Annotated in this window: 17 protein-coding genes; 13 read left to right on the forward strand and 4 right to left on the reverse strand. The window is 69.1% G+C overall.

The window, feature by feature from the left end; all coding sequences use genetic code 11:
* Nucleotides 1–17: 17 nt before the first annotated feature.
* The 4 genes from recO (at nt 18) to PX554_RS14890 (ending at nt 3,957) form a co-directional block, all read left to right on the forward strand.
* Nucleotides 18–749, forward strand: coding sequence for a DNA repair protein RecO (gene recO / locus PX554_RS14875; protein WP_275502999.1), 732 nt, complete (start codon nt 18–20; stop codon nt 747–749).
* A 77-nt stretch (nt 750–826) separates the two neighbouring features.
* On the forward strand, nt 827–1,879 hold the full coding sequence (leuB, locus tag PX554_RS14880) for a 3-isopropylmalate dehydrogenase (RefSeq protein ID WP_275503000.1): 1,053 nt from the start codon (nt 827–829) through the stop codon (nt 1,877–1,879).
* Nucleotides 1,876–2,979: a glycosyltransferase family 2 protein gene (locus PX554_RS14885; protein WP_275503002.1), complete on the forward strand. Its 1,104-nt coding sequence runs from the start codon at nt 1,876–1,878 to the stop codon at nt 2,977–2,979. The genes leuB and PX554_RS14885 overlap by 4 nt, the downstream gene beginning before the upstream one ends.
* A 15-nt stretch (nt 2,980–2,994) precedes the next feature.
* Nucleotides 2,995–3,957 carry a 2-hydroxyacid dehydrogenase gene (locus PX554_RS14890; protein ID WP_275503004.1) on the forward strand — a complete coding sequence of 321 codons (963 nt, stop codon included), beginning with the start codon at nt 2,995–2,997 and terminating at the stop codon, nt 3,955–3,957.
* Nucleotides 3,958–4,058: 101 nt separating this feature from the next.
* Here the strand turns inward: PX554_RS14890 and PX554_RS14895 are convergent, their stop codons facing one another.
* A complete protein-coding gene (locus PX554_RS14895) occupies nt 4,059–5,441 on the reverse strand; it encodes a phospholipid carrier-dependent glycosyltransferase (RefSeq protein WP_275503005.1) in 1,383 nt (460 codons plus the stop codon).
* 81 nt (nt 5,442–5,522) lie between these two features.
* Between PX554_RS14895 and PX554_RS14900 the strand changes: the two genes are divergently transcribed.
* The 5 genes from PX554_RS14900 (at nt 5,523) to PX554_RS14920 (ending at nt 8,832) form a co-directional block, all read left to right on the forward strand.
* Nucleotides 5,523–6,731, forward strand: coding sequence for a trans-sulfuration enzyme family protein (locus tag PX554_RS14900; protein ID WP_275503008.1), 1,209 nt, complete (start codon nt 5,523–5,525; stop codon nt 6,729–6,731).
* Nucleotides 6,732–6,742: 11 nt separating this feature from the next.
* Entirely contained in the window at nt 6,743–7,141 is a 399-nt protein-coding gene (apaG, locus tag PX554_RS14905; protein ID WP_275503011.1) for a Co2+/Mg2+ efflux protein ApaG, read from the forward strand.
* A 118-nt stretch (nt 7,142–7,259) separates the two neighbouring features.
* Nucleotides 7,260–8,051 (forward strand): LysR family transcriptional regulator, encoded by a 792-nt coding sequence (locus PX554_RS14910; RefSeq protein ID WP_275503013.1) that lies wholly within the window; start codon nt 7,260–7,262, stop codon nt 8,049–8,051.
* The gene (locus PX554_RS14915; protein ID WP_275503014.1) at nt 8,048–8,575 is read left to right on the forward strand and encodes a GNAT family N-acetyltransferase; all 528 of its coding nucleotides are present in this window, start codon (nt 8,048–8,050) and stop codon (nt 8,573–8,575) included. The genes PX554_RS14910 and PX554_RS14915 overlap by 4 nt, the downstream gene beginning before the upstream one ends.
* Entirely contained in the window at nt 8,572–8,832 is a 261-nt protein-coding gene (locus PX554_RS14920; RefSeq protein WP_093224051.1) for a hypothetical protein, read from the forward strand. The genes PX554_RS14915 and PX554_RS14920 overlap by 4 nt, the downstream gene beginning before the upstream one ends.
* A gap of 3 nt (nt 8,833–8,835) precedes the next feature.
* On the opposite strand, the gene tyrS is transcribed toward PX554_RS14920, so the two are convergent.
* From tyrS to PX554_RS14935, 3 genes are read right to left on the reverse strand one after another with little or no spacing between them, the layout of a single operon-like run.
* Entirely contained in the window at nt 8,836–10,065 is a 1,230-nt protein-coding gene (tyrS, locus tag PX554_RS14925; protein WP_275503019.1) for a tyrosine--tRNA ligase, read from the reverse strand.
* Between the two features lie 13 nt (nt 10,066–10,078).
* Nucleotides 10,079–11,587 (reverse strand): class I adenylate-forming enzyme family protein, encoded by a 1,509-nt coding sequence (locus PX554_RS14930; RefSeq protein ID WP_275503021.1) that lies wholly within the window; start codon nt 11,585–11,587, stop codon nt 10,079–10,081.
* Between the two features lie 4 nt (nt 11,588–11,591).
* On the reverse strand, nt 11,592–12,431 hold the full coding sequence (locus PX554_RS14935) for an HpcH/HpaI aldolase/citrate lyase family protein (protein WP_275503022.1): 840 nt from the start codon (nt 12,429–12,431) through the stop codon (nt 11,592–11,594).
* Between PX554_RS14935 and PX554_RS14940 the strand changes: the two genes are divergently transcribed.
* From PX554_RS14940 to PX554_RS14955, 4 genes are all read left to right on the forward strand, one after another.
* The gene (locus PX554_RS14940) at nt 12,430–12,912 is read left to right on the forward strand and encodes a ribonuclease HI (protein WP_338061599.1); all 483 of its coding nucleotides are present in this window, start codon (nt 12,430–12,432) and stop codon (nt 12,910–12,912) included. The genes PX554_RS14935 and PX554_RS14940 overlap by 2 nt on opposite strands.
* A gap of 95 nt (nt 12,913–13,007) precedes the next feature.
* Nucleotides 13,008–13,460, forward strand: coding sequence for a MarR family transcriptional regulator (locus tag PX554_RS14945; RefSeq protein ID WP_275503024.1), 453 nt, complete (start codon nt 13,008–13,010; stop codon nt 13,458–13,460).
* Nucleotides 13,457–15,502: an FUSC family protein gene (locus PX554_RS14950; protein WP_275503026.1), complete on the forward strand. Its 2,046-nt coding sequence runs from the start codon at nt 13,457–13,459 to the stop codon at nt 15,500–15,502. Before PX554_RS14945 ends, PX554_RS14950 begins: the two co-directional genes overlap by 4 nt.
* Nucleotides 15,499–15,714 carry a DUF1656 domain-containing protein gene (locus PX554_RS14955; RefSeq protein WP_093224043.1) on the forward strand — a complete coding sequence of 72 codons (216 nt, stop codon included), beginning with the start codon at nt 15,499–15,501 and terminating at the stop codon, nt 15,712–15,714. Before PX554_RS14950 ends, PX554_RS14955 begins: the two co-directional genes overlap by 4 nt.
* Nucleotides 15,715–15,743 lie beyond the last annotated feature (29 nt).

A 15,743-nucleotide genomic window follows, 5' to 3' on the forward strand; every position in this document is an offset into this window, starting at 1 on the left:
TGGCGTAATGTGGCGCGATGCAGTTCCGCGCCGAAGCCATCGTCCTCGCCGTTCGCCAGCATGGCGAGCATGGCGCGATCGTGCGTGCGCTGACCGCCGAACACGGTCTCCAGCCCGGCTATGTGCGCGGCGGCCGCTCGCGGCGGCTGCGCCCGATCCTGCAACCCGCCAACAGCGTGCTCGGCGCGTGGCGTGCGCGCACGCCCGACCAGCTCGCGCAGCTTTCGGTCGAACTGATCGAGAGCCGCGCGGCCTCGCACGCCGAGCCGCTGCCCGCCGCCGCGCTCGAATGGGTGACCGCGCTCACGGCGAGCGCGCTGCCCGAGGCGCAGCCCTATCCGCGCCTCCATGCCGCGCTGAGCGGCGTGATCGGCGCGATCGCGGCGGCGCCGGCGGCGCGGGGCTGGGCGCTCGCGTTGGCGCGATACGAACTGCTGCTGCTCGCCGAACTCGGGTTCGGGCTCGACCTCGGCGTGTGTGTGGTGAGCGGGGCGAGCGGCGAGCTCGCCTTCGTCAGCCCCAAAAGCGGCGGCGCGGTGAGCCGGGGCGCCGCGTTCGGCTATGAGGACAAGCTCTTCCCGCTGCCGCCAGCGCTGCTCACCGGCGGCGAGGCCGACTGGCCCGATATCCTCGCCGCGTTGCGCATCACCGGGCATTTCCTCGCGCGCGATATCCTCGCCGGGCAGGTGGCCGGCCCCGCCGATGCGCGCGCACGGCTGGTCGAGCGGCTCAAAAGGGCGGTTGCGTAGGCCGCGCTGCGGCGGCAAAGGCGGCAGCGCTGCGGTGATGACGCAGCGATGACTGGCGCGATGCGAACGGGGGCGATGTGACGACGATTGCGATTTTGGCCGGCGACGGCATCGGCCCCGAAGTGACCGCACAGGCCCGCCGCGTGCTCGAAGCGCTCGATCTCGATCTGACGTTCGAGGAAGCGCCGGTCGGCGGCGCCGCCTATTTCGCGGCTGGCCATCCGCTGCCGCCCGAAACGCTCGACGTGGCGAAGCGCGCCGACGCGATCCTGTTCGGCGCGGTCGGCGATCCGCGCTGCGACGCGCTCGAACGCAGGTTCCGGCCCGAACAGGCGATCCTGGGGCTGCGCGCCGCGCTCGGCCTGTTCGCCAATTTGCGTCCGGCGACATTGTTTCCTGGGCTGGAAGACGCCTCGGCGCTCCGGCCCGAGGTCGCGCGGGAGATCGACATGGTGATCCTGCGCGAACTCAACGGTGACGTCTATTTCGGCGAGAAGGGCTATCGCACCGCCGCCAACGGCACGCGCGAAGGCTATGACGTGATGTCGTACAACGAGGCCGAGGTGCGCCGCATCGCGGTGGTCGGCTTCGAAATGGCGAAGCGGCGCAAGAACAAGCTCTGTTCGGTCGACAAGGCCAACGTGCTCGAGACCTCGCAGCTATGGCGCGACGTGGTGGTCGAATTGTCCGCCGATTATCCCGAAGTCGCGCTGACCCATATGTATGTCGATAATGCCGCCATGCAGCTCGTGCGGAACCCCGGCCAGTTCGACGTGATCGTCACCGGCAATTTGTTCGGCGACATCCTCTCCGATCAGGCGAGCATGTGCGCGGGGTCGATCGGCATGCTGCCTTCGGCGTCGCTGAGCGCGTGGAGCGGCGCCAACGGCCTGTACGAGCCGATCCACGGCTCCGCGCCCGATATCGCGGGGCAGGGCAAGGCCAATCCGTGCGCCGCGATCCTCTCGGCGGCGATGCTGCTGCGCCACTCGCTGAACCACGAGGCGGCGGCGGCGCGGGTCGAGGCGGCGGTGTCGGCGGCGCTGGTGGGTGGCGCGCGCACGCCCGACCTCGGCGGCACGATGACGACGAGCGCGATGGGAGACGCGGTGCTCGCCGCACTGGCGTGAGCCGACCGCTCGACGTCGCGATCGTCATACCGACCTTCAACGAGGTTGGGAACGTCGCCGTGCTCGTCGCGCGGCTCGACGCGGCGCTCGCGGGCCGCGGCTGGGAGGCGATCTTCGTCGATGACGACAGCCCGGACGGCACCGCCGATGCGGCGCGCGCGATCGCCCGGCAGGACAGCCGCGTCCGCGTGATCCAGCGGATCGGCCGGCGCGGGCTTTCTTCGGCCTGTATCGAGGGGATGTGCGCGACGGCGGCGCCATTGGTCGCGGTGATCGACGGCGATCTCCAGCATGACGAGACGATCCTGCCGGCGATGGCGGACGCGCTCGACGCCGACCCGAGCCTCGACGTGGCGATCGCCTCGCGCTTCGTGGATGGCGGCGGCACCGGCGACTGGGATCGCGACCGTGTCGCGAAATCCGCTTTCGCGACAAAGCTTTCGCGACGGGTGCTCAAGGCCGATCTCACTGATCCGATGAGCGGCTTCTTCATGATCCGCACGCAGATCGTGCGCGATCTCGCGCCCCATCTCGCCGCGATCGGCTTCAAGATCCTGCTCGACATCATGACCGGCGCGCCACGCCCGCTCAAATTCGTCGAGCTGCCCTATACGTTCCGGATGCGCAGCGCGGGCGAGAGCAAGCTCGACCATGTCGTCGCGCTCGAATTCCTGATCGCGCTGTATGATCGGATGTTCGGGCGGATCGTGCCGGTGCGCTTTGCGATGTTCTCGGCGATCGGCGCGCTTGGGGTGGGCGTGCATATGGGGGTGCTCACCCCCATCCTGCTGATCTGGGGCGATGGCGCGTTCCTGCTCGGGCAAGTGATCGCCGCCGTGGCGGCGATGACGGTGAACTTTTTCCTCAACAATGCGCTCACGTATCGCGATCGCCGGCTCAAGGGCTGGCGGCAGTTGCTCGACGGCTGGGTGTCGTTCTGCGTGGTGTGCGGGGTTGGGCTCGTCGCCAATGTCGGCGTCGCCGGCTTCCTGCACGAAGCGCGCGACGGCACCTGGGCGACCGCGGCGCTGGTCGGCGTGTTGATCGGCGCGGTATGGAATTATGCGCTATCCTCGCGGTTTACGTGGGGACGCTACTAACGTATCGGAGACACGATGCAGCCTGAAATCCTGATCGGCGCGCCGATGCCGCCCGCCGTGATCGCTGCGCTGGAGGCGGTGTTCACCGTCCACAAGCTTTGGGAGATCGCCGACAAGGACGGCTTCTTCGCCGATGCCGGCATGCGCGTGCGCGGCATGGCCGCGAGCACGCTGGCCGGCCGCATCGACGGCGCGAAGATGGACCGGCTGCCGGCGCTCGAGATCATCGCGAGCTTCGGGGTCGGCTATGACAATGTCGATGCGGCGGCGGCGGCCGAGCGCGGCATCATCGTCACCAACACGCCCGGCGTGCTTGACGACGAGGTCGCCGATCTCACGGTCGGGCTGCTGCTCGCGACGCTGCGCCAACTTCCCCAGGCGGATCGCTTCGTACGCGAAGGCAAATGGCCGCAGGGTGCGTTCCCGCTCTCGCCGACCTTGCGCGGGCGGCGGGTCGGCATCCTCGGGCTGGGCGCGATCGGCACCGCGATCGCGCATCGGCTGGAGGCATTCGGGGTCGAGATCGCGTATCATACGCGATCGCCGAAGACGGGCGTAAGGTACGAATATCATGATACATTGATCGGTCTGGCGACCGCGTGCGACGTGCTGATCGCGATCGTGCCCGGCTCGTCGAGTACGCGCCATCTGGTCGATGCTGGGGTGCTCGCGGCGTTGGGCGCGAACGGCGTGCTCATCAACGTCGCGCGCGGGAGTGTGGTCGATCAACGCGCTCTGATCGCCGCGTTGCAGGAAGGCACGATCCTAGCCGCCGGGCTCGATGTCTATGAGGATGAGCCGAACGTACCCGAAGCGCTGATCGCGCTCCCCAACGTCGTGCTGCTGCCACACCTGGGCTCCGCGTCAGAGCATACGCGCGCGGCGATGGGGCAACTCGTCGTCGATAACCTCACGGCATGGTTCGCGGACCGCAAGCCGCTCACCCCTGTCGCCGAGACACGGCATCTGGTGCCGTGACACTCATCTCCGTTCGTCCTGAGCGTGTCGAAGGACGTGCCAGAAGCGGTGCGCTTGGGATACGGGCGTCGACGTCGCTCAGCACGAACGGAGGCGGGACTTCAGGGCCAGGTCGGGAACCACATCCAGCGGTGGAAGCTCTGCGGACCGGCGAGCGGGGCAGCCGAGAGAATCGGGTAGAAGAACGCGAACAGCCCCAGTGCGACCAACACCGCGCCTTCGTCCCAACGCGCGAACCGGCCCTTGCACACGCGCTGCAGGGCGGCAGCGATCGCGACCGGCAGGAACACGCTCGGCAGATAGTAGTAATAGAAGAAGCCGAGCGATTTCGGAATGATGATCCACGGCAGATAGGCGCCGGCCCACAATGCGGCGGCGCCGAGCAATCGTAGCGAGCGCTCGCGCCAACCGAGATATCCACATGCCGCGACCGCCACGAGCCCGCCCCATAGCACCGCCGGATTGCCGATCATCAGCACGCCGCGCGTCGCACCGTCGACATATTCGTAGAGATACCAGATCGGCCGGATCATCAGCGGCCAACTCCACCATTGCGACTGATACGGGTGGCTGGGCAGCACCTGCGTCTGCTGCGCGTACATATTGCCCTGGAACCACAGCAGCCGGTCGAGGCTGAGCGGCATGTCGTGATAATAGAACGCCGGGGTAAAGGTGGCGAAATAGACCGCGACCGAGACGATGCCGAGCGTCATCAACGCGGGGATCGCCGCGAGGCCCGGCCAATAAAGATGTCCGCCGGCGTTGAGCGCCCACCAGACCGAGCGGTCGGCGCGGCGCGCCTCGGACAGCCGGATCGTCAGGAAAGCCGCGCCGGCATAAGCGACGAACGGAACCGCGGTCCATTTCGCGCCAACCGCGAGCCCGAGCAGCACGCTTCCCGCCACCCAACGCGGCCAGGCGCTCGCCGCCGTGTGCGCGCGCATCGACCACAGCAGCATCGCGGTCGCCAGCACGACGAACATCGCCATGAAGCCGTCGAGCATCGCGATCCGCGCCTCGACGAAGATCGTGAAATTGAGCAGGGCGAACGTCGCGCCGAGCGCCGCGGTGCGCGTCCGCCTGAACATCAGCCACACGATCCAGAACACGCCCAACACGGTCGCGGTGCCCGCTAGTGTCGAGAGCGCCCGCCAGCCGAGCGGCGTGTCGCCGAACAGCGCGATGCCGGCGGCGATGATCTCCTTGCCGACGAGCGGATGTTCGGTGTTGGCGGGCGCCGCGAGCGTCAGCAGTTTGCGTGCGGCGGGAACGTAATGCACCTCGTCGAACATCACCGTGTGCGGGGTCGTCAGGCGGTAGCTGAACAGCGCCTGCGCGAGCACGCCGATTAGCGCGGCGACTCGTCCTGGATGCCCCCAGCCATGGTCCCCCGCGGAGGCGGGGGTCCAGGGCCGCGAACGCGGCGCTGCTTGGCTCTGGACCCCCGCTTTCGCGGGGGAACGGGTTTCATCGGTCGCTGGCATCCGGGCGGCTATTCCCGCTTCGACCCCCGGTTTCAAGCGAGCCATTGACGCGGAGGGACCGCGAGCGGCAAAGCGTGCGGCATGAAACGCCGCACCGGACAAGACCAGAGCATCACCCGCCAATGGCGCCCCGCAACGCAGGCCGTGCGTGGCGGCACCGCGCGCAGCGAATTCGGCGAAACCTCCGAGGCGATCTTCCTCACCTCGGGCTACAGCTATGATTGCGCGGGCGACGCTGCCGCGCGCTTCGCCGGCGAGCAGGTCGGCATGACCTATTCGCGGCTCCAGAACCCGACCGTCGAGATGCTCGAAAGCCGCATCGCGCTGCTCGAAGGCGCGGAGGCGTGCCGGACGATGACGACCGGTATGGCGGCGATGACGGCGGTGCTGCTGTGCCAGTTGCAGCAGGGCGATCATCTCGTCGGTGGCCGCGCCGCGTTCGGATCGTGCCGCTGGCTGACCGACACGTTGCTCCCCAAGTTCGGGATCGAGACCACCGTCGTCGATGCGCGCGACCCGCAGCAGTGGATCGACGCGGCACGCCCCAACACCAAGGTGTTCTTCTTCGAGACGCCCGCCAACCCGACGATGGACGTGGTCGATCTCAAGGCGGTGTGTGCCATCGCGCGTGAACGCGGCATCACCACGGTGGTCGATAATGCCTTCGCGACGCCCGCGCTCCAGCGGCCGATGGAATGGGGCGCCGACGTCACCGCTTATTCCGCGACCAAGATGATGGACGGGCAGGGGCGCGTGCTCGCCGGGGCGGTGTGCGGGACCAGCCAGTTCATCAACGACGTGCTGCTGCCGTTCACGCGCAACACCGGGCCGACGCTCAGTGCGTTCAACGCCTGGGTGGTGCTCAAGGGGCTGGAGACGCTCGACCTGCGCATCCGCCGCCAGAGCGAGAACAGCATGAAAGTCGGCGCGTTTCTGGAATCGCGGGTGCCGCGCATCCTGCACCCCGGCCTCGCCAGCCACCCGCAGCACACTCTCGCGATGGCGCAGATGGACGCGTGCGGGCCGATCTTCGCGTTCGAGGTCGATGGCGGGCGCCAGCAGGCGCACGGGCTGCTCGACGCGCTTACGCTCGTCGATATCTCGAACAACATCGGCGATTCGCGGTCGCTGATGACGCATCCCGCCTCGACCACGCATTATGGCGTCGTCGAGGACAAAAGGATCGAGATGGGCGTGACCGATAACCTGCTCCGCCTCAACGTCGGCCTCGAAGACCCGCAGGACGTGATCGAGGATCTCGACCAGGCGCTCAGCAAGGTCGGGTTATGACCGGCGATGCGATGAAATCGCTGTTCCCCTACGTCGCCGAGACCCGCGGCGTGGTGGTGCGCGTCTCGGTCAGCTATCTGGCCGAACAATCCGAGCCGGCGCGCGGGCGCTGGTTCTGGGCCTATCACATCCGCATCGAGAACGAGGGCGACCAGACCGTCCAGTTGCTGACCCGCCACTGGGTCATCACCGACGCGCGCGGCGCCCGCCATTCGGTCGAAGGCGAGGGCGTGATCGGCGAACAGCCGATGATCGCGCCGGGGGCGAGCTTCGACTACGTCTCCGGCTGCCCGCTCGCGACGCCGAGCGGCGGGATGCAGGGAACGTATCACATGGTCGGCGCCGACGGCGAAGGCTTCGACGTGACGATCCCCAAGTTCGCGCTGCTCGCGCCGGCGGTGGGGGCGTGATGGCCGAGCCGGGAAAGATAAACTCCGTTCGTGCTGAGCTTGTCGAAGCACGTGCCCAGAACACGCCCTTCGACAAGCTCAGGGCGAGCGGTGGTTTTGCTTTTCGTCCGCTTTTAAAATGAAACGCACCCATCTCCCCCTCAACGGCCTGCGCGTGCTCGACGCCGCCGCGCGGCACCTGTCGTTCACCCGCGCCGCCGACGAGCTGGCGGTGACGCCCGCCGCAGTCGGCCAGCAGATCCGCGCGCTCGAGGACACGCTCGGCGTGGTGCTGTTTCGTCGCACCACGCGCGGGCTTGAGCTTACCCCCGAGGGCGAAGCCGGCCTTGAGGCGCTGCGCACCGGCTTCCTGCAATTCGAAGAGGCGGTGCGGGCGATGCAGGCCGGGCAGACATCCAAGTCGCTGACCATCGCCGCGCCGCGCGACTTCACCGAGAAATGGCTGATGCCGCGCCTCGCCGAGATCGCGCGCGCCGATGGCGAACTGCGCTTCGCGATCGTGTCGGCCGACGAGACGATCGACTTCACCGAAGCCAATCTCGATCTCGCGATCCGCTGGGGCGATGGTCCGGGCGAGCATGAAGGCGAGGCGCTCGAATCCGAGGGCATGGTCACGGTCGAGCGGCCGGGTGGCGGGGTCGACACGCGGATTTCGTGGCCGGGCTGCCTCAACGACGATGCGGTTTCGCTGGTCCGCGTCGGCGACGCCGGCCTCGCGATCGATGCGGCGGCCGAGGGGCTGGGCCGCGCGACCGTGCCCGAACTGCTCGCCGCCGCCGACATCGCGGCCGGGCGCGTGGTGGTAACGGGCGGCCCCAAGCCCTATGCCAAGGGCTATTGGCTGATCGCCCCCTTGCCGCAGTGGCGGCAGAAGAAGGTTCGCGCCTTGGTCGAGGCGCTGACCGCATGAGCGACGTTTTCACGAGCGCGCGGCTCGTGATGCGCCCGCAACGCGTGGACGACGCCGAGGCGCTGCATCTGGCCTATCGCGACGTGGAGTTGATGCGCTTCTGGTCGAGCGGGCCGCACGCGAGCGTCGCCGAGACGCGCGCGTATCTTGCCGCGCGCGGCGGCCCGTCGCCGTGGCGCGGCTGGGTGATGACGTTGGCGGGCGACGACACCGCGATCGGCACGCTCGCGGCAGGCGAGAAGCGGCCGGGCGTGGTCGAGATCGGCTATCTGCTCGCGCGCGCGCACTGGGGGCAGGGCTATGCGCGCGAGGGCGTCTCGCGCTTGCTCGATCTGTTGTTCCGCGAAGAGGGCGCGCGGCGCGTGTTCGCCGATACCGATCCGGAGAATGACGCGTCGAACCGGCTGCTGCGGTCGCTCGGCTTTACTTTGGAGGGCGTGCTGCGCGGCGAATGGGAGACGCACATCGGCGTGCGCGACACCAACCTCTGGGGCCTGCTCGCGCCGGAATGGCTGGACCGATGACGCCGCCCGACCTCACCGATCCGGAACAGCGCGCGGCCTATGCCCGCGAGTTGCGGGCGATCGCTCGGCCGGTGCGGCTGATGGGCGTCGCGCTCGCGGTCGCGGGCGCGTTGCTCGCCGCGCTCCAGCGCACGCGCTACCCGGCGATCCCGACGATCCTGCCGCTGGTGCTGATCGCGCTCGGCGCGCTGCACATGCTCGCGGCCGTGGCGGTACGGCTGAAATACCACCAGCGGCGCATGAACGGCGACCTATAGAGATCAGCGGGCGGCGACCAGCAGCCCGTGATGCTTCTTCCCGGCGGCAATCCGAACCGGCTCGGCACCGACCGTCACCACCAGCGCCTCGTCGCTCACCTTGTCGTCGCCGACGCGGGCGCCACCGCCCTTGATGAGCCGCTTCGCCTCGCCCTTCGACGCGACGAGGCCGAGGCCGACCAGCGCGTCGAGGATGCCGATGCTGCCGTCCACCGCAAGCGTCGGCAACGAATCTCCGGCAGCGCCTTCCTCGAAGGTGCGGCGCGCGGTCTCGGCGGCCTCGGCGGCGGCGGCTTCGCCCCGGCACAGCGCGGTGGCGGCGTCGGCGAGCACCTTCTTGGCGTCGTTGATGCCGGCGCCTTCGAGCGCTTCCAGCCGAGCGATCTCGTCGAGCGGCAGATCGGTGAACAGCCGCAGGAAGCGCCCGACGTCGCGGTCGTCGGTGTTGCGCCAGAACTGCCAGTAATCATAGGCCGAGAGCTGCTCTTCGTTGAGCCACACCGCGCCCGACATGGTCTTGCCCATCTTGCCGCCATCGGCGGTGGTGATGAGCGGCGTCGTCAGGCCGTACACCGTCTCGCCCGCCACGCGCCGGGTCAGTTCGATGCCGTTGACGATGTTGCCCCACTGGTCCGATCCGCCCATCTGCAGCCGGCACCCGGCGCGGCGGGTCAGTTCGAGGAAATCATAACCCTGCAAGATCATATAGTTGAATTCGAGGAAGCTCAGCGACTGCTCGCGATCGAGCCGCAGCTTGACCGAATCGAAGCTCAGCATCCGGTTGACCGAGAAATGCTGGCCGATTTCGCGCAGGAACGGGATATATTCGAGCTTGTCGAGCCAGTCGGCGTTGTCGACCATCACCGCGTCGGTGGGGCCGTCGCCGAAGGTCAGGAACCGTTCGAACACGCGCTTGATCGAGGCGACGTTGGCGGCGATCGTCTCGTCCGTGAGCAGCTTGCGCGCCTCGTCCTTGAACGACGGATCGCCGATCTTGCCGGTGCCGCCGCCCATCAGCACGATCGGCTTGTGACCGGCCTGCTGGAGCCGGCGCAGCATCATGATCTGGACGAGGCTGCCGACGTGGAGCGAGGGCGCGGTGGGATCGAAGCCGATATAGCCGGGCACGATCTGCTTGGCCGCGAGCGCATCGAGCCCGTGCGCGTCGGTGAGCTGGTGGATGTAGCCGCGGCTGGACAGCAGGCGGAGCAGATCGGAGCTGTATTCGGTCATGATGCCGCGCCGCTTACAGGCTCGAAGCGGTCCTGAGTAGAGGGGATGCGCGCACCTCGCGCCGAAGCAGCTTGCCGAGGTCGTTATAGGGCAGCGCATCGAGCACCGCGATCCGTTCCGGGACATGCGAGGAGCGCAGCCGCGCCTTGACGAGCGCCTGCATCTCGGCGGCCTGTGGGGCGGTATGGCCGGGGCGCAGCACCAGCGCCGCGCCGATGCTCTCGCCCCATTCGGGCGAGGGCAGGCCGACTGCGCAGGCGTCCGCGACGGCGGGGTGGGTGAGCAGGACCGCCTCGATCTCGCCGGGCGAGATATTCTCGCCGCCGCGCACGATCACGTCGTCGGCGCGGCCGGCGAGGAACAGATACCCGTCGGCATCGCGCCAGCCGAGATCGCGCGTGGCGAACCAGCCGTCGGCATCGCGCGCGTCGCGGTCGTGATATTCGCCCGAGACCTGGACGCCGCGCGCATGGACTTCGCCGCGCTGCCCGGCGGCGAGTGCCCGCCCCGCCGCGTCACGAACCTCGATTTCGATGCCGGGCAGCGGCCGCCCCGCCGAGCGCAGCCGCGCGCGCACCGCTGGATCTGCGCTCGCCAGCGCCGCACGATGATCCTCGGGGGTGAGCGACGTGATCGTCGCGCACGTTTCGGTGAGGCCGTAGGCGTTGGTGAAGCGCACGGCGGGGAAGCGCGCGAGCGCGCGTTCGAGCAGCGCCGGCGGCATCGGTCCAGCGCCGTAGGAGAGCGCGGTCAGCGAGGGTAGGGGCGCCAACGCTGGGTCTTCGATCCGGTCGAGGATGCGCGCAAGCATGGTCGGGACGACGAAGGCGTAGCTCGGCCTCTCCATTCCGGCGAGCCGCAGCCATGCCGCCGCGTCGAACGCGGGGAGCAGCAGCAAGCGGCGGCGCGCGTGAACCGCGGTCAGTACCGCGACGACGTTGGCGATATGGTATGGCGGCACGCTCACCAGCGAGCCTTCGTGGGGGCTTGCCTTCGTTGGCGTCGCGGTGGCGGCGATATAGGCTTGCAAATGGCTATGCCGCAGCAGCGCCGCCTTGGGTGCGCCGGTCGTGCCGCTGGTGAAGATCTGGACGGCGACCGCGTGGTCACCGCCGTCGGCCGTGGCGGGTGGGGCAGCCTGCGCTGCCGCGACGAAGGCGGTCGGAGTGGACACGATCGCGCCCGCCGCTTGGCCGAGCTGCGCCGCCCGCTCGTCGCCCGCGATCAGCCAGGCGGGCGCGATCCTGTCGAGCAGCGCGGCGATGTCGGCGCCGGCGCGGCGGTAGTTGAGCGGGGTGAACGGCACTCCAGCGAGCGCCGCGCCGAACAGCGCGATAACGCCCGCCTCGCCATTGCCGTCGAGCAGCGCGACCGATCGCGCGGCACGCTCGCGAAACAGTGTCGCCGCGCCCTGCGCCGCGCGCCACAAGGCCGCATAGCTCCAACACCGGCGCTCGCAGACCAGCGCCGTGCGCGCGCCATCCTCCTCGGCCGCGCGGCGCAGCATTTCAGCGATCGTCATGCGGTCAGCGCCGTGCGATCGCGTCGGCGAGCGCGATTAGGCGATTGGCATCATCGACATGGAGTTGCTCGACCATCGCCCCATCGATCCGTGCCACGCCGAGGCCCTGTGCGCGCGCCTCCTCCCAAGCCGCCACCATCGCGCGGGCGCGGGCGACCTCCTCGGGCGAGGGGCCGAACACGCGGTTGGCGATGCCGATCGAATTGGGATGGACCAGCGATTTCCCGTCGAAGCCGAGTTCGACGCCTTGCCGGCACGCCGCCTCGAACCCGGCGAGATCGTCGAGATCGAGATGCACGCCGTCGATCACCGCCAGCCCATACGCTCGCGCCGCCAGCACCATCAGCGACAGCGCGGTGAGCAGCGGGGTGCGCGCGGGCGTATGCCGTGCGCGCAAATCCTTGGTGAGATCGTTGGTGCCCGCGACGAACCCCGCGAGCCGATCGGACGCGCCCGCGATCTCGGCGGCGCGGATCACGCCGAGCGGCGTCTCGACCATGCACCAGACCGGATGCGGATTTCGCGCCGCCGCGTCGGCCACGGTGGCGGCTGACTCGACCTTGGGCAGCAGCACGCCGTCGAGCGGCAGGGCGCACGCCAGCGCGAAATCCTCGGCGCAATCGGGCGCGCTCACCCGCAGGATCAACTCGCGATGCCCATAGCCGCCCGCGCGCACCGCATCGGCGATCCCCTCTCTCGCGCGCGCCTTGTTTTCGGGCGCGACCGCATCCTCGAGATCGAAGAGGATCGCGTCGCACTCGAGCGTCTTCGCCTTTTCGAGCGCGCGCGGCTTGTCGCCGGGAACGTAGAGCATCGAGCGGCGCGGTCGGATCGGCGTGGTCATGGCCGATCTCGTGCCGATCGCGCGCGCGCTTGGCAAGCGTCGCGGGCTGGGCAAGCGGCCGCGCGACCGGTACGCTGCCGTTCGCGACAAGGGGCGAGTGATGGCGAAAGCGGAGCGGCTCCGAATCTTCTTCGACGGCGGATGCCGGCCCAACCCCGGCCGGATGGAGATCGCCGTGGTGGCGCGCGGGCAGGCGCTGATCGAGCGTGATATCGGTGACGGATCGAGCATGGACGCCGAATGGCTCGCGCTGTTGCGGGCGGTGGGGGTGGCGCGGTCGCTCGGGCTGGACGAGGCGGTGTTGCTCGGCGATTCGGCGCCCGTGGTGGCGCAGGCCAATGCCGCGCTCGCCGGCGATGCGCGCCGATCCGCGCATGCCGACGCGTTACGAGCCGCCGCGACCGGGCTGACGCTGCGCGTCCGGCACATCAAACGTACGCAGAATCTGGCGGGCATCGCGCTCGCGCGGCTGCCGCGATGATCGCGCCAATCTGCGATGGGGACGGCGCGCCGCATCGCGGATATATTTCGGGCCGGCTCTTGCGAAATCCTCAAGAGGAAATAATTAGCATCCTAATGATTAGCCCGAGAACCACTCATGAGGCGCAGATTGCCGGACGGCTGCTGCCGCTCGCCCGCATCTGGCGCAAGCTGGCGGACGAGGCGTTGGAGGCGCAGGGCCTCTCGGCGGCGACCGCATGGGTGCTGACCCACCTCGGCCGAATCGGCCCCGACGTGCGGCTCACCGATCTCGCCGAGGCGACGGAGATCGCCGCGCCCTCGCTGGTGCGGTTGCTCGACCAGCTCGTCGAGCAGGGCCTCGTCACGCGCACGCCCGACGATCATGACCGCCGCAGCAAGCGGCTCGCGCTCACCGACCGCGCCCGCCCGATCGTCGAGGAGAGCGAACGCTCGCTCGCGGCGCTGCGCCGCCGCATATTGGTCGGCTTTGACGACGATACGCTCGCCACCACCGCCGCCGTGCTCGACCGCATGAGCGCCGCCGCCATCGCGGCGAGCGCGAAATGAGCGATCGCTACGGCTTCGACGTCGCGCTGTTCTCGCTCAAGAGCTTCATCGCGGCGATGCTGGCATATTACATCGCGCTCAGGATCGGCCTCACGCGCCCGTATTGGGCGGTCAGCACCTCCTACATCGTCGCGCAGCCGCTCGCCGGCGCGGTCATCTCCAAGGCGGTGTTCCGGCTGATGGGGACGGTGCTCGGCGCCACCGCCGCGGTGGTGCTGGTGCCCAACCTCGTCAACGCGCCCGAACTGCTCTCGCTCGCGCTCGCATTGTGGCTCGGGCTGTGCCTGTTCGTCTCGTTGCAGGATCGCACGCCGCGCAGCTACGTGTTTCTGCTCGCCGGCTATACCGCGTCGATCATCGGCTTCCCGAGTGTCGCCGCGCCGGGGCAGGTTTTCCAGACTTCGGTGTTGCGCGTCGAGGAAATATCGCTCGGTATCCTGTGTGGCAGCCTGGTCCACGCGCTCGTCTTTCCGCAAAGCGTGGCGGGGCGGCTGCTGGTTCGTGTCGATGCGATCATCGCGGATGTCGAGCGCTGGTCGCGCGACGCGCTCACCGGCGCGCCGACCGAGACGGTGCTGCGCGAACGGCGTCGGCTCGCGCTCGACGTCAACGAGCTCCACCAGCTTTCCACCCATTTGCCGTTCGACACCGCGCGTTTCCTGCCGCGCGTCCGCACCGTGCGCGCGTTGCAGGACCAGCTTTCGTTGCTGCTGCCGCTCGCCAGCGCGGTCGAGGACCGGATCGTCGAGCTGGAGGCGCATGGCGGCGTGCCCGAGCGGCTCGCCGGGCTGATCGGCCGCGCGTGCGCGTGGCTCGCCGCGCCCGCCACCTCGTTCGTCGAGCGCGGCGTGTTCGTCGAGGCGCTGGTCGCCGAGATTCGCGCGGAGGAGCCACCGGTCACCGCGCCGCTCGCCTGGCGTGACGCGCTGATCCTCAGCCTCGCCTCGCGGCTCGCCGATCTCGTCCAGTCGCACCGCGCGGTCCGCGATCTGCGCGACCAGATCCGCTCGCCGAGCCGCGCCGCCGTCACACCCGTCGTCCGCGAGGCGCTCCGCAGCGCCTCGAAGCGGACCTTCCACCGCGACCGCCCGGCGGCCTTGCGCGCCGCGCTCGGCACGGTCGCCACGATGGTGATCGGCTGCGCGTTCTGGATCTATTCGGGCTGGCCGGACGGCGCGGGCGCGGTGCTGATCGCGGGCGTGTGCTGCGCGCTGTTCGGCAACAGCGATAATCCCGCGCCGGCGATCCGCACCTTCCTGTGGGGCTCGATCATCGGCGTGGTGGTCGCCGGCATCTATCTGTTCGGAATCCTGCCGGGGGTGACCGACTATGTCACCGTCGCGGCGGTGCTCGCGCCGATGTTCCTGATGCTGGGGGCGTTCCTCGCGATACCGAAATATACGTTGATCTCGCTGGGCGTCGTGCTCGGCCTCGCCAATCTGATCGGCCTCAACGCCAATTACGTCGGCGATTTCACGGCGTTCGCCAATGGCGCGGTCGCGCAGCTCGTCGGCACCGCCTTCGCGGTCGTCACGGTCGGTTTGTTCCAGACGGTCGGTGCCGAGCGGAGCAGCGCGCGGCTGATCCACGCCGGATGGCGCGACCTCGCACGGCGCAGCCTGCTGCCCGGCGAGCCGGACGAGATCGGCTGGGTGAGCAAGATGCTCGACCGCATCGGACTGCTCGCCCCGCGCCTCGTCGCGCGCGGGCAAGACCCGGGGCGGCCGCTGTTCGACGTGCTGGTCGATCTGCGCGTCGGCATCTCGGTGGCGGGGCTGCGGCGGGTCAAGCTCGCCGCGGACGACTTCGGGCGGAGCATCGTCGATCCCGTGCTGACGCGGGTGAGCGAACATTATCGCGCGCGCTCGCTCGACCGGCCGACCACGCACGATCCCGATCTGCTCGCCGCGATCGACACCGCGATGACCGCCTTCGCCGCCGATCCGAAGCCCGACGAGCGCCGCGACGCGCTGCTCGCGCTCACCAGCCTGCGGCGCAACCTGTTTCCGACGGCACCCGGCTATGCGGAGGCGGCGGCATGACCGGTGAGGTGAGCCTGTTCGGCGTCTATGTGCCCGGCCTGTTGCTGCTCGCGGTCGTGGCGGCGGTGCTGGCGGCGCTGGTCTCGCGCATGTTCTCGTTGATCGGTCTGTACCGCGTCTTCGCCTATCGCCCCTTGGTCGATGTGGCGATCTACATCATCATCCTCGGCGGGCTGGTGCTCGCCTTCGCGCCTCCGGGAGTTGCGCTGTGAATCGTTGGAGTCGTTATCTCGCCCTCACC

Source organism: Sphingomonas pollutisoli, from assembly GCF_029167165.1.
In the GTDB taxonomy this organism is placed as follows: domain Bacteria; phylum Pseudomonadota; class Alphaproteobacteria; order Sphingomonadales; family Sphingomonadaceae; genus Sphingomonas; species Sphingomonas pollutisoli.